At 53.8% G+C, this 11,580-nt stretch carries 19 protein-coding genes; 11 read left to right on the forward strand and 8 right to left on the reverse strand.

The features are described 5' to 3' along the window. The first annotated feature begins 8 nt into the window (after positions 1 to 8). A complete protein-coding gene (locus ACN2TU_RS22360; protein ID WP_435158562.1) occupies positions 9 to 176 on the forward strand; it encodes a hypothetical protein in 168 nt (55 codons plus the stop codon). 367 nt (positions 177 to 543) lie between these two features. Here ACN2TU_RS22360 and ACN2TU_RS22365 read toward each other — a convergent pair whose 3' ends face one another. Continuing rightward, positions 544 to 1,137, reverse strand: a complete 594-nt coding sequence (locus tag ACN2TU_RS22365) for a helix-turn-helix transcriptional regulator (protein WP_435158564.1) — start codon at positions 1,135 to 1,137, stop codon at positions 544 to 546. 118 nt (positions 1,138 to 1,255) lie between these two features. On the opposite strand from ACN2TU_RS22365, the gene ACN2TU_RS22370 reads away from it, so the two are divergent. Next, positions 1,256 to 1,741 carry a hypothetical protein gene (locus ACN2TU_RS22370; protein WP_435158566.1) on the forward strand — a complete coding sequence of 162 codons (486 nt, stop codon included), beginning with the start codon at positions 1,256 to 1,258 and terminating at the stop codon, positions 1,739 to 1,741. Positions 1,742 to 1,806: 65 nt separating this feature from the next. Here ACN2TU_RS22370 and ACN2TU_RS22375 read toward each other — a convergent pair whose 3' ends face one another. From ACN2TU_RS22375 to ACN2TU_RS22390, 4 genes are all read right to left on the reverse strand, one after another. Then, complete coding sequence (locus tag ACN2TU_RS22375) at positions 1,807 to 2,316, reverse strand: DUF7282 domain-containing protein (protein ID WP_435158567.1); 510 nt, start codon at positions 2,314 to 2,316, stop codon at positions 1,807 to 1,809. A gap of 230 nt (positions 2,317 to 2,546) precedes the next feature. Next, positions 2,547 to 2,729 carry a hypothetical protein gene (locus ACN2TU_RS22380; RefSeq protein ID WP_435158568.1) on the reverse strand — a complete coding sequence of 61 codons (183 nt, stop codon included), beginning with the start codon at positions 2,727 to 2,729 and terminating at the stop codon, positions 2,547 to 2,549. Next, positions 2,726 to 3,157 (reverse strand): type II toxin-antitoxin system VapC family toxin, encoded by a 432-nt coding sequence (locus tag ACN2TU_RS22385; RefSeq protein ID WP_435158569.1) that lies wholly within the window; start codon positions 3,155 to 3,157, stop codon positions 2,726 to 2,728. Before ACN2TU_RS22385 ends, ACN2TU_RS22380 begins: the two co-directional genes overlap by 4 nt. After that, a complete protein-coding gene (locus tag ACN2TU_RS22390; RefSeq protein ID WP_435158570.1) occupies positions 3,154 to 3,507 on the reverse strand; it encodes an HTH domain-containing protein in 354 nt (117 codons plus the stop codon). The genes ACN2TU_RS22385 and ACN2TU_RS22390 overlap by 4 nt, the downstream gene beginning before the upstream one ends. A gap of 179 nt (positions 3,508 to 3,686) precedes the next feature. Between ACN2TU_RS22390 and ACN2TU_RS22395 the strand changes: the two genes are divergently transcribed. The 4 genes from ACN2TU_RS22395 (at position 3,687) to ACN2TU_RS22410 (ending at position 5,977) form a co-directional block, all read left to right on the forward strand. Next, positions 3,687 to 4,118, forward strand: coding sequence for an SWIM zinc finger family protein (locus ACN2TU_RS22395; RefSeq protein WP_435158573.1), 432 nt, complete (start codon positions 3,687 to 3,689; stop codon positions 4,116 to 4,118). Between the two features lie 160 nt (positions 4,119 to 4,278). Beyond that, on the forward strand, positions 4,279 to 4,686 hold the full coding sequence (locus tag ACN2TU_RS22400) for a nuclear transport factor 2 family protein (protein ID WP_435158574.1): 408 nt from the start codon (positions 4,279 to 4,281) through the stop codon (positions 4,684 to 4,686). A gap of 306 nt (positions 4,687 to 4,992) precedes the next feature. After that, positions 4,993 to 5,355, forward strand: a complete 363-nt coding sequence (locus ACN2TU_RS22405) for an SHOCT domain-containing protein (protein WP_435158575.1) — start codon at positions 4,993 to 4,995, stop codon at positions 5,353 to 5,355. Positions 5,356 to 5,521: 166 nt separating this feature from the next. Then, positions 5,522 to 5,977 carry a cupredoxin domain-containing protein gene (locus ACN2TU_RS22410; RefSeq protein WP_435158576.1) on the forward strand — a complete coding sequence of 152 codons (456 nt, stop codon included), beginning with the start codon at positions 5,522 to 5,524 and terminating at the stop codon, positions 5,975 to 5,977. A 155-nt stretch (positions 5,978 to 6,132) separates the two neighbouring features. Here ACN2TU_RS22410 and ACN2TU_RS22415 read toward each other — a convergent pair whose 3' ends face one another. After that, positions 6,133 to 7,398: a permease gene (locus tag ACN2TU_RS22415; protein ID WP_435158577.1), complete on the reverse strand. Its 1,266-nt coding sequence runs from the start codon at positions 7,396 to 7,398 to the stop codon at positions 6,133 to 6,135. Between the two features lie 195 nt (positions 7,399 to 7,593). Between ACN2TU_RS22415 and ACN2TU_RS22420 the strand changes: the two genes are divergently transcribed. From ACN2TU_RS22420 to ACN2TU_RS22435, 4 genes are all read left to right on the forward strand, one after another. Beyond that, a complete protein-coding gene (locus ACN2TU_RS22420) occupies positions 7,594 to 7,809 on the forward strand; it encodes a hypothetical protein (RefSeq protein ID WP_435158578.1) in 216 nt (71 codons plus the stop codon). A 342-nt stretch (positions 7,810 to 8,151) separates the two neighbouring features. Further along, positions 8,152 to 8,568, forward strand: coding sequence for a SprT-like domain-containing protein (locus tag ACN2TU_RS22425; RefSeq protein ID WP_435158579.1), 417 nt, complete (start codon positions 8,152 to 8,154; stop codon positions 8,566 to 8,568). A gap of 79 nt (positions 8,569 to 8,647) precedes the next feature. Further along, the gene (locus ACN2TU_RS22430; protein WP_435158580.1) at positions 8,648 to 8,905 is read left to right on the forward strand and encodes a sulfurtransferase TusA family protein; all 258 of its coding nucleotides are present in this window, start codon (positions 8,648 to 8,650) and stop codon (positions 8,903 to 8,905) included. 7 nt (positions 8,906 to 8,912) lie between these two features. Then, positions 8,913 to 9,302 (forward strand): DsrE family protein, encoded by a 390-nt coding sequence (locus ACN2TU_RS22435; protein WP_435158581.1) that lies wholly within the window; start codon positions 8,913 to 8,915, stop codon positions 9,300 to 9,302. 51 nt (positions 9,303 to 9,353) lie between these two features. On the opposite strand, the gene ACN2TU_RS22440 is transcribed toward ACN2TU_RS22435, so the two are convergent. Next, entirely contained in the window at positions 9,354 to 10,544 is a 1,191-nt protein-coding gene (locus ACN2TU_RS22440) for an MBL fold metallo-hydrolase (protein WP_435158583.1), read from the reverse strand. 103 nt (positions 10,545 to 10,647) lie between these two features. Here ACN2TU_RS22440 and ACN2TU_RS22445 point away from each other — a divergent pair, with 103 nt between their 5' ends. Next, positions 10,648 to 11,124, forward strand: coding sequence for a hypothetical protein (locus ACN2TU_RS22445; protein ID WP_435158584.1), 477 nt, complete (start codon positions 10,648 to 10,650; stop codon positions 11,122 to 11,124). A 16-nt stretch (positions 11,125 to 11,140) separates the two neighbouring features. Here ACN2TU_RS22445 and ACN2TU_RS22450 read toward each other — a convergent pair whose 3' ends face one another. Next, on the reverse strand, positions 11,141 to 11,506 hold the full coding sequence (locus tag ACN2TU_RS22450) for a DUF7344 domain-containing protein (protein ID WP_435158585.1): 366 nt from the start codon (positions 11,504 to 11,506) through the stop codon (positions 11,141 to 11,143). Positions 11,507 to 11,580 lie beyond the last annotated feature (74 nt).

Below are 11,580 nucleotides of genomic sequence, written 5' to 3' on the forward strand. Positions count from 1 at the left end.
TCTCGCAAATGGAATCGTTCATCTCCGCCGAATCCGGTGGTTTCGGGGTTAGTCTCGCCACCGCCTGCGGAACGGCCTCCTCGTCGAGTGTGAGCGTCAGTCGGTTATGGAGCGTGTTCCTCGATTTTGAGGTTGCCAGCCGGACGATAACGTACTGGGTGTGGGCCTGGCGATGAACGTGAGGATGGACACCCCCGAGTGGATAGAAAACGAAGTCGGTGACGTCCATGGACGCGACGCTTGTTTCGTTGTCGTCATTACTCGTCTCCATATTTGTCGTGCTAGTAGTCGGTGACCGTAGTAACGAGTTCGTCGTTGGATCTGACGACCCGGGCTATCAGACAGTCCGCGAGTCCGACAAGTGCGATGGGACTCGTTCGCAATATACGGCGGCGGGAGAGCTTTGTGGAGGGCATAGCCCTCATTTTTAGGTCATCGGGTATCGGCCTCGTGGTGAGAACGCGGTCACATGGACGTAGCTCGTCTCGAGTTCGGCACCCACGACTACGGGTCCAAACGGTTCTAGCTCTGTGGTAACGATTGCTAGTGCACCTGATTCTGCTGCAAGTCGTCGCTCGGATAAATGCGATACGTCCGCCCCTGGCGTTCGCGGTACAGTAGGCCGCGCTTCTCGAGGGCACTGACCGTCTGGCTCACTTTGCTCTTCGAGAAGTCCGAGCGATCCCGCAGTTCGATCTGTGTGATACCGGGCGAAGAGAGGACTGGTTCGAGGATCCGGCGTTCGTCGTCCGGCAAGAGATCGAGGACGCGGGCTCGAGGCTGCTCCTCCGGGTTAATCGTGCCATTCGACTGAACGTCGTCCTCCGGTGAGCTATCGATCTCTCTGTCTGCCGCACGCGATAACTCGTTCAGAGATTGGTTATTTGCCCCCGCTACCGGGAGATCGTCACGGACAGTGAGATAGAGTCCACCGACGACAGCGGAGATGAGCAGTGTCCCGAGGACGTACCAGAGCGGATTCGTCCCATGGACGGCACCCATAGACGTCCCCATCATCGAGCCCATCTGGTCGAAGGCTTGCTGCTGTTGGAACGCTTGCCAACTGAGCGCACTGCCGACGAGGAGGATGGCAGCAATGAAAATCCCGACGACCATGTCGCCCCGACGTCGATTCATCCACTCCACCTCAGTCTAGCGTGTCGGTTGGTCATGCGATTTCGTTGGTGAGACAACACTGTACCAGTTTTGATCATCCGGCGCAAGACTTCGGTGGAGCCTGACGCGCGAACGGATATTGGAGTGCTGCGGTCAGCGATGGTCATGCCCTTGCGTTGACCTCGTCCACTGGACGGCGTCGAATCCCGAGGAACACTACGGACTCGAATACGATACCCCCGACAATCGTCCGCGTGAAGGGGCAACATTCCATCAGCGTGAAGAGGTCGCCGGGATGGACGCCGACCTCCACGGCCGATTTCCGTACATCGATCATCCGAACGTGGCGGTCTGGAGTGGGACAGCGTACTATCCCCTCCTTTGCGGACTCATCACCGTTCGTATTTCCGAGGGTGGTACCATTCGACTTGAAGAGACTGAAGCTGGAACTCGGATGTCACATGCCGTCTGGATGGATTTCCCAAACTCACAGCGGGAACGTGCCCTGAAGTGGCTGTGTACTACCGTTCCTGACGGCAAATCGAACCTCTATGACCACACAAATAAGGAACTCATCTTCTTCAAAGAACGACTGGAATCCACCGAGGCCGCGCCGACATCATGAACATACCCCGTGAACCATATCCCCACTCGGGCGCCACTATTCTTTTAATATCTAAAATTATACGGTCACCTTTTAAACCTGACCTCTGCAACATCCCGAACCGGTTCTGACCCATCTGACGTCGTGTAGTGTGGGTCACCACCTGGATGATCAAATTCCTCGTTACCATCGTCCTTATGGAGTACCGCAGTAAGCGTTTGGGTGCCCGTCTCAGACGGGGACACCGCTATCTTGAGTCCACCGTAGTGACCCTGTTCAAGATACTCAGAGTGACCGATGATATTCATCATCTGATGATCACCTTCGCCGCGCATATGGTCTTCATGTCGACCTTCATGGATTACGATCCACCCGCCCTCCGGAAGATCGGCCCGCGGAACTACGATGGTGGTCGGTTTATCTTCTTGGACGCGACTGGTCTGTTTATTGAACGTGATACGGGGGAGTTCTGGAACGTGTCTCGCCGCTGCAAGCCCGCTCCCGAGTGCAGTAGTTATTCCTCCTCCAAGGAGACCTATAACTGTTCGTCGTGGTAATTCGTACATTGAGGCGTAACCCTCTGGTACTTCCGTCACAATACCCCACAATAAAGATATTGCATATATGATTGATTATTTATATACCAATACATTAATTATATTTATTTAATAATGAATGGGATGTGTTGAGAAGGTCGGTCAGTCACCCTGCTTACCAGGGAGATTTCCAGCTGAGGATGACGATTAGCGACTATCTCGAACGACTCTACGATCGAGTTGTGACAAAACTAACAGCAGAGTTGGGACGTGATTTATCCGAAAAAGAACTACCAAGCTGCGGTTCTATACTCCTTTGCGAGCTTCTCGTACGTCTCGGTATGCTCTTTCCGCTCAAGTGCCGCCATCTCACGCATTACTTCACAACGTTCGTGCACTGTCTCCGCTGCTTGCCGCTGCTTTCGGAGACGGGCACGCTCGGCCGCGAAGTCAGCTGCTGTGTCCGAGTTCATTCGATATCCACTGGTACCCGCTCGAACCCCATCGTCGAAAAGTCACTGTCGAAGGCAAACAGATGCTCTATCTCGTGCTCTCGAGCAAGCACGGCACTCGTCTGGTCAACAAAGGAAATCTGCTGGTCGCCATATCGTTCGAACTCCTCACACGCCGCGTCAAACGTCTGCTTTCCCACAGGCAGGATGTTGAACGTCTGTGACTGACGAACTGTCGAAAGCGCCTCAACAGCCGCTGTATGGCCAACCTGGTACAACATCAGCGTCGCAAACTCCGAAAGCACATACCGACTGGTAAACACTGGCCCATACTCACCAGATTCTATTCCATCGAACACAGCATTCGCGTGTTCGTGATTTACATCGTCTTCATCAAAAGCAGCGTACAATCCACCGGTATCGACGAACAGCAGCAGTGGACGACTCATTTCGATCGATTCCCATAGAGGATATCATCTACGTGCTCGGACGCATCGGTAGACTCTCCAGAGCTGTAGGTCGTCCGCGTAAAGATCGGGTCACTTGGATCAACTTCATTCACCGAATCCTCATCGACAAGCCACCACACGACTCGCCCGGCAGTCTGACGGCTCTTCACTCGGCCCTGATCCTCAAGCTGTCCAAGCTTCCGTCGAGCGGTCTCTCGTGAACACTCAAGGGCATCAGCCACATCACCAGAGGTCACTACTGGGCCCTCTACTTCTTCGAAGATAGCGAGGACGTCGGCGAGCGTTACCGTCTCGACGTACCGCCCAGAATCACTGCGATCTTTGGACATACCCCACAGTACACACTACCGAAGTATAGTCCTGTTGGTGTACGCCATGTGGTGAATACCAACCTTTATGGCCATGTGGCGTATACAATATGGTAGGAAGAACGGTGCCCTCGGGCGTGTGTAGAAACGCGCCGGGTGTTCCAGCACCCGGCACCGGTCTTCCAAATCCCGAGAAGACCATGTCAACGAAAACGTCTAGTGAACTTGAAGCTGACGCGACAGCACAGAAACGCGCACAGTGGGAACAGTTTTCCTTCGACGTCGGTGCCCCCGGACTCATCGAAGTCACCAACGAAAGCCACGAGAACCCCGCAGAACACCAGTACTCTGTCTCCATCGACGACGCAACTGAAGAATTGGTGGCTTGCACGTGTCCGCACCACGTCCACCGCAACGCCTACTGCAAACACATGGCCGCCGTCGAAACCGCGACCGACGACGGGACGCTCGAGGCGTCCCCTCCGAGGACGACAAAGACGATGCTGAACCGGACGACTGTGACTGCGACGGTCTCGGTGATTTCCCGTGTTGGCCGTGCGTGCGAACGGGACGGAAGGAACTGCCGAACTAACCACCGCTTCAGCTCTTTGTATCCATGGCACGCTCAGTGACGTTCTCGGATATCACCGACCAGCGAACGCTAACCGGTTGTGTGTATGCAGCGTCGTGTGTTTGATGGAATAAGAACAGTGTCAAATCGCAGGCGTGGTGTGCTAGCACATATCTATCTTTATGTTTTTGGGTGACGAACATACGACTTGGTGAAGAACCATGGCGAGCGCCGCTGCTAAGAGCAATGTCGAACGTGTGCAGCGCGTCTATGACGCGTTCAACGAGGGTGACATCGACACACCGATGGCCACAATGGCCGAGGATATCGAATGGATCGAACCAGAGGGCGACATCTACGGTGGAACGTATCACGGTCCAGAGGAAGTTCTAGAGAACGTGTTTACCCCATGTCTTGAGGACTTCGAGGACTTCCAGGTCGACACCGACGAGTTCATCGACGGCGGTGACACGATCGTTGTCCTTGGCACCTTCCGTGGGATGCACAGAACGTCAGGCAAGCCCCTTACTGTTCCCTTTGCGCACGTTTGTGAACTGGAGGACGGTCGGATGACCCGGTTCATTGATTACTTAGATACGGTCCTCTGGAATGAGACGTACGAGACGTAATCGGGGTACAAGGTGGCTTAAACCTCGTATCCACCAGAGAACAACCCGGCGAATCACTTTTTCCCGTTCTACGTTTCCATGCGTACAGATGATCTCCGTCATGTCGATTTCGGTGTTACCATCGTTCTGTAGGCTAGGTTTGGGCAGCGGTACCGCAGAATACTATTGTAGAAGGATGCTCTGGGATCCTTCGATTTTGAAAATAATGACTCGACGGATGTGTAGCGAACAGATTAGGAAATTTCACCATTTGTCAAATGATAGCAAACCACAATCGAGATAAATTCGGACAGCCAATTGTACACTATGGCTACTACGGATACAGAAGATGGTCCTCTTCGGATCGGCCTCATCGTTCTTGCTATCATCCTTCTGTCCCCGATGTTGATGATGGTGTTCGCCATGCCTATGATGGGGATGATGGGCTGGTGGGGCGGTGGCATGTTCGGAGGTAGATTCTCGCCTCTGTGGGGGATTGGAATGCTGCTCGTCTGGCTGGTCATTATTGTGGGTATTGGCTACTTCTTCTACCGCGGTCTCGTTGGTCGCGGTACCACAGGTCACACAGGCGATCCAGCACTCGAAGAGCTCCGGACGGCGTACGCTCGTGGTGAACTCTCGGAGGAAGAGTACGTGGAGCGCCATGAACGGCTCCAAATGAGAGAGTAAGGCTACGATGACGCCCACGTCGAACCGTCGGAGCTTTTTAGCTGCTATCGGTGCAACGACAGGGATCACCGGTCTTTCTGGGTGTCTATCCGGCGGTCTGCCTGGGAGTGGTAGAAATGTAGACCGGACTCTCTATATCGGAGCCTATCACTGGGGGTTCGTTTTATTGGACGCCGATGGAGACGAGATTCATGACCACGTCGTCCTTGACCGCGGAACCGCGATTCGTCTTGTTGCGTTCAATACCAACGCAGAGCAGGCACTCGACAAACTTCCCTCGACTGTTCAGAATAGGATTCCAGAACACCACGAACTAGAAGAACGCAACGAACAGCGGATCCCGCCTCCCAAGCGCGGTGATCTACACACGTTGCTGGAGGAGGCAAACGAGCGCTACCCAAACCACAGCGTCGCTGTGATGCCGTCCGGTGGAAATCACATGGGTGGTGGTATGGGGGGTGGGATGATGATGCATCCGCTCGCTCTCCCACGCGATGCGACGAAACCGACAGCAGCCATCATGAGGGCTTCTCGGCGAGGGGATTACACGCTTTCTTGTCTGACCTACTGTGGCTACGGGCATCCCTATATGGATCTCGACGGCGCTCTCGTCGTTAGATAGAATCTAGAATTGAGCTAGCTGATCGGGATCACCAAACTTGCTTCTGGTTTAGATGAGTTGGTCGCATTCGTTATCGATCCTCGTACTCGGGTGCCATCAACAACTCGTCCTTCCACTTCCGGACGTGGTGATAAAAATGACCACTCGCTTCACACTCAAGCAGGGGTCGGACGAGATCCTCGACGCGGTTCAATGTAAGTGACGTACACCTGTGCGAGGAAGAGAGGCGTGAACAATACGTTCAGCACGAGCGTGTAGATTCCGGACACAGCACCCCTATCGGTGGCTTGCGGAACAAGGTTAAGGCCGACGAACAAATAGTGGATGAGTATTCCACTGATGACGGCGACGATGAAGATGGAGACCGAGAGAGCGATGGCCATCCGGAGGCCGTAGTATTTCCGATAGATATTGACGATTTGCGGAACGATTAAGTCAGCGAAAATAAACGCGAGAACCCCACCGAACGGGATCCCTGCACTCCACAGCACGAGCGCGAATGGGACGTTTGCGACCGAACAAATGAACGTCACGATACCCACGATGACACCGATCAGGCTACCGAGTGCCACCCAAGCAAATGTTCCTTGTGGGGCGAGTGTGAACAACTGGGTCCACGTCGATTGTGGAACGTATGCAGCGATGAACCCAGCAATGATGAACCCAATGATGATATCGCTCCAGACCATCTCCCACTCGTGAATCGCCCGGCGGAACGCATACTTCCATCCCGTCTTCGATGGCGCCTCGTCGTGTTCTACGTGAGCATCGTGGTCGGGATGATGTGCGTGCCCGTGGTGGTGCTCTTGGTGTGATTCGCTGGAACCTGGGGGCGATCCGGTCGAGAGTACTCGTTTGGGAATCCGCAGTAACAACGACAGGATCGTATCCATTTGCATTCCTCCACCTGTTTCATCAGGATGCTCACGAGCACGTTCGAACCACGAAGTAGGAATAAGGTACTTCGTTATCACTGCAAGTAAGAGAATCAGGAAAATACCGCCGAGGAAGTCGGCGGCGACAAACTGCCACCCGAGCAGAATCCACATGACGAGTCCGATTTCGATAACGAGGTTGGTAGATGCGAACTGGAACGCAGCAAGCGACGCTTCTGGTGATGCTCCTTTTTTGAAGATCGTTCTGGTGGCTGCGATTGCAGCGAACGAGCAACTGGACGAGAGAAACCCGAAAAAGGCACCTAACTCGATCTCGCGCAATCCGCGGCCTCCGAGGAGATCGACCATTCGTTCTTGCGAGACGTAGGCCTGAATCACCCCGGAAATCGTGAATCCAAGCACGAGTGCCCACCAAATATCCCATGCCCACTCGGCAACGAACTGTCCGACTTCGCGAAACGACCCGGTCGCGAGCACGATCGCGCTAATTTGACTCCCAATTATATTGGCCCCCACAATGTCCATAGTTACCCCTAGTTCTAGTACGACAGACGTATTCATGCCACCATCGGTCAATGTTCGGTATGTGATCTGCGAAAAATCCTCGACTGACCGCTAAACCGAACAAGATTTGTGGTGCATCAATCCAAATTGGCGACTCACGAAAACGCATTCCGGAGGATTCCAGTGACCAGCTAATAGACTGAGTCTCTTTTATCCATGGCACGCCAGTTGGTGGTCTCGGATATCACCGACCAGCAAACGCTCACCGAAAGCGCGAACACAGCGACCGACGATACACCTGAGAGAAATACACAACAGCACGCGGCCGATATCGCCGCCGAGTACGTCCCGGGACGCTTGGGACTTTCTCCGAGGGTGAAGAATAACGAACCGAAGGAGTGCAACTATGAGGATTTCAGCGGTATCTCATAACCGGTGAGCCGACTTCATTAACAATATTCTACATAGTAATGATGGACGTCATTATGGTATTTTGGTGACAAAATCTATGTATGTAGAGCAAGTGTCTATACATTGCTATGGAAATACTACATCGGTTACGCGGTGCCTTTAGTTCAGAAAAACCTTCTCGGCAGACGGAACAGCAGGTACGGCCGACCGGTGATATTTTTGAATGCGAAGAATGCGGTACCGCCTTTATTTCAAAACCATCTCATTGTTCAAAGTGTAACCAGAGCGACTTCCGGAATCTCGGCAGTTGTTAATCCGATATCTCTCACCGTTCTGTTTCTACTGATACAGTTTCTAACTGTTGTGACCGACGATACCCCCGAGACACCGACGGCCCTCCTCGACCGAGCAAAACAGCACGCTACGAACGTCACCGCCGAGCACTTCCCGGATCTGCCGGTCGAAACGATTGAGTGGGAGGTATCACATCGAGCCCAACGACAGGCGGGCGTCACGAAGGACGACCCGACAACAGAGGCAATCACGATTGTGCTGACCTGGAAAGCCTATGAACAACACGGATGGGAGCAGTTCAGTGCAACCGTCCGCCACGAACTCATTCACGCGTGGCAGTACCACGAGTTCGGCGACGCGGATCACGGAGCCACGTTCACCCAGTGGATAGACCGTCTCAACACCTCGCAACACTGCGAGCGCTTCACTACGCCAAAGTGGTGGCTCATCTGCGAGGACTGCGGCGGACGAATTGCCCGGTATTGACGCTCGAAGACCTGCTAACTGTCGCTATACTTTTGCCCGACGAAAGTGTATATTCGATATGCAATTGGGGGGTGCTAGCATGCCAAAAGAGTACGAAATTACGGAGACACTCGACGTAACGGGATTGAACTGCCCGATTCCCGTCATTAAGACCAAACAGGCCATCGACGCACTCGATATCGGTGCGGTGCTCGAAGTGCAAGCGACGGACCCTGGAAGCGTCCCGGATATCAACGGGTGGGCGAACGCGACCGAGGGTGTCGATCTCGTCGACCAATTCGAAGAAGAGGAGTCCGGCGAGATCGTCTACAAACACCACGTCAGGAAGGTGTCCTGACATGGCCATGATGAACAAAATCGGAATCATCGTTTACAGCGACGACCCGAAGAGTCTAGCCATGGCGATGAACCTCGGACATGTCGCGCTGGCGATGGACACAGAAGTCATCGTCTACTTCACATTCGATGGATTGACACATCTAATGGAGGGTGAAAAAGACCTTTCGGGCTTCCAGCATCTCCTCGATGCTGGCGTTCCCAACCCGTACGATTTACTCGCTGACTTCGTCGAGAGCGGTGGTGACGACGTGACGACCGTCGCCTGTACGACGACCCTTGATATGCTCGATTGGGATAAAGAGGCGATGGACGATACCGTCACGACCCGGTTCGCTGGTGCTGCCGACTTCCTTACCGTCACTGCAGACGCAAATCACGTATTCAGTTTTGGGTGAGCACCGGCATCTTCGAAATCGTGACTCTTTCTCACCGAAAAATCCCGACCGTCAGGCTCCCCTGACCGCGTCAGGTGTTGCAGCACAGTTATTGGGGCCAAGTTCCAACTCGAAGGCTCGCTCGTCGTCTACGTCCTGTTGGCCAAGGTTGATGGCGATGATAGTTTCGAAGTTCGCCGGACGTGGCGGCATATCCGAGAGGATAAAATCCACGAATTCGTCGCGTTCCATTGAAAGAACAGCCATCGACTCACGGAGCGTCCCCAGCTGTGCTGTATATGTCCCGTCTTCTGCAGCCGTTCCAGTCGGTCCGACGTGACCAGGCGCTATCGTCGTCTGGTCGGGAAGTATAAGGATGCGATCGTGGAGGGTTTGGTGAAGTACTCGGGCAGCACTGGGTGCGCCCTCTGTGCCCTCCTCCAAATCCGGACGAGCGATGCTCTCAGTGAACAGGCCATCTCCCGTCAAAAGGACGCTCCCATCTATCAGATACGATGTCATTCCTGTCGTATGGCCTGGTGTGTGCAGTACCTCGATCTCAGCATCGCCGACAGATAGTTTGTCTCCGTCTTCGACGGTCGTGTACTCACTGCCATATTTGAAACCGCGTGCGACGGCAGGTGCCGGAAGCACAGCTTCGATGCCTTCCCTGCTTAGTCGGCGCACACCGCTGATGTGATCGGCGTGAATATGTGTATCGATGGCGTATTTGAGTTCGACACCGAGTTCAGCGGTATCGGCGCGATAGCGCTCAGTGAACGCCTCCAGTGGATCAACGACACATGCCTCACCATTGTGATAGACGAGGTATCCAAGACAGCCGCTCGAAGGGCGTTGGTATTGGAGCACGGTACCCGATCCCTCGTATCGAGTGATCTCGTACGCGTCGTAGATGTTCGCCCACCCATTCATCCCGTGGGCGAGATTAACTGCGTTGCGTCCTTCCTGTTCGATTAAGCCCGCGACGTATTCGCTGGCACCGCCTTTTGCACAAACGACCACCAATCGATCTGCGTGTGGTTCCCGCGTCAATAGTTTCGCGTCGACACCTTCGATGAATTCGTAGTACGGGATATTCTCATTGTCGACATTTTCTCCCTCGATGTGCCACGTATCGTATTCCGATTCAGATCGAACGTCCAGGATACTTACCGTGTCACCGCGGTCGATGGTTTCTCTCAAGCGTTCGGGGTCAAGCGATTCAACCGACGTGTTTGGTTCTGGAAAGTCTCCCCCACTCATATCGTAGTATACGTCGTAGGAATCGATAAAGATGGAACTATACCCGTTAGTTCATTTTGTTGATACTTGTAACCGGCCTTAAACGGTGGGTGGTTGAGACACGATGTTAGTTTGCAATGGTGGAACAGCACAGAACCGCGCACAGGCCGAACAATTCTCTTTCGATGTCGATGCCCCCGGACTCGTCGAAGTCACCAACGAGAGCCACGAGAACCCTGCAGCCCACCAATACACAGTCTCCATCGACGACGTGACCAAGGAACTGATGGCCTGCACGTGCCCGCATCACGTCCACCGGAACGCCTACTGCAAACACATGGCTGCCGTCGAAACCGCAACTGACGACGGAACGCTCAGGCATTTTCATCGGAGGACGACAACGATCTCGAACCGGTGGAGTGCGACTGTGAGGGCCTCGGTGACTTCCCGTGCTGGCCGTGCGTTCGTGCGGGTCGTAAAGAACTGCCGAACGAACCACCGCTTCAGCTCTTTGTATCCATGGCACGTCGATTGGCGGTCTCGGATATCACCGACCAGCGAACGCTCAACGAACGAAATCCCCGATATATCCTCACAGTAGATGGTGGAATCCGCGATTACTCCTTCTCTGGAGTGATGGTTAAATAGTCTTCTAGTTGATAATTGCTTAACCGAGTCGGATCGACGGTATGGCTATCAGGGTCGTAGTCCACCAGGCCAGCATCGTCGAGGCGAGGTAGATGATTGTGCTGAAGTCCGATCATCACCCGCTCCATGATGTCCTCATCGGTGGCGTCAATCCCGTCTTCTCGCTCCACAACCTCCCTGGCTAGTTCCTTGAGTTCGACGGTGGTATTGATCCCTGTAAGGATATCGAGAACTAGACGGCGTCGCTCCACCGCAAGCAAGTTGTGAAGATCGCTTGCAGTCAATTCGTCTGTACTCGAATTTTCATCCATCATGTTGTTTGAGTTGTGGGACATTGGGATCTCTCCGATTTGGTCAGCATCAGTTAGTCTGTGATAGATGAATGAACTTGATTTCCGTAAGGGGACGC

The sequence above is a fragment of the Haladaptatus marinus genome (assembly GCF_051194195.1).

What these genes read in the sequence shown, in the direction of transcription:
- ACN2TU_RS22360 (WP_435158562.1), top strand. Translation starts at nt 9, where the DNA reads ATGGAATCGTTCATCTCCGCCGAATCCGGTGGTTTCGGGGTTAGTCTC.
- ACN2TU_RS22365 (WP_435158564.1), bottom strand. Translation starts at nt 1,137, where the DNA reads ATGAATCGACGTCGGGGCGACATGGTCGTCGGGATTTTCATTGCTGCC.
- ACN2TU_RS22380 (WP_435158568.1), bottom strand. Translation starts at nt 2,729, where the DNA reads ATGAACTCGGACACAGCAGCTGACTTCGCGGCCGAGCGTGCCCGTCTC.
- ACN2TU_RS22385 (WP_435158569.1), bottom strand. Translation starts at nt 3,157, where the DNA reads ATGAGTCGTCCACTGCTGCTGTTCGTCGATACCGGTGGATTGTACGCT.
- ACN2TU_RS22390 (WP_435158570.1), bottom strand. Translation starts at nt 3,507, where the DNA reads ATGTCCAAAGATCGCAGTGATTCTGGGCGGTACGTCGAGACGGTAACG.
- ACN2TU_RS22395 (WP_435158573.1), top strand. Translation starts at nt 3,687, where the DNA reads ATGTCAACGAAAACGTCTAGTGAACTTGAAGCTGACGCGACAGCACAG.
- ACN2TU_RS22400 (WP_435158574.1), top strand. Translation starts at nt 4,279, where the DNA reads ATGGCGAGCGCCGCTGCTAAGAGCAATGTCGAACGTGTGCAGCGCGTC.
- ACN2TU_RS22405 (WP_435158575.1), top strand. Translation starts at nt 4,993, where the DNA reads ATGGCTACTACGGATACAGAAGATGGTCCTCTTCGGATCGGCCTCATC.
- ACN2TU_RS22415 (WP_435158577.1), bottom strand. Translation starts at nt 7,398, where the DNA reads ATGGACATTGTGGGGGCCAATATAATTGGGAGTCAAATTAGCGCGATC.
- ACN2TU_RS22420 (WP_435158578.1), top strand. Translation starts at nt 7,594, where the DNA reads ATGGCACGCCAGTTGGTGGTCTCGGATATCACCGACCAGCAAACGCTC.
- ACN2TU_RS22430 (WP_435158580.1), top strand. Translation starts at nt 8,648, where the DNA reads ATGCCAAAAGAGTACGAAATTACGGAGACACTCGACGTAACGGGATTG.
- ACN2TU_RS22435 (WP_435158581.1), top strand. Translation starts at nt 8,913, where the DNA reads ATGATGAACAAAATCGGAATCATCGTTTACAGCGACGACCCGAAGAGT.
- ACN2TU_RS22440 (WP_435158583.1), bottom strand. Translation starts at nt 10,544, where the DNA reads ATGAGTGGGGGAGACTTTCCAGAACCAAACACGTCGGTTGAATCGCTT.
- ACN2TU_RS22445 (WP_435158584.1), top strand. Translation starts at nt 10,648, where the DNA reads ATGTTAGTTTGCAATGGTGGAACAGCACAGAACCGCGCACAGGCCGAA.
- ACN2TU_RS22450 (WP_435158585.1), bottom strand. Translation starts at nt 11,506, where the DNA reads ATGTCCCACAACTCAAACAACATGATGGATGAAAATTCGAGTACAGAC.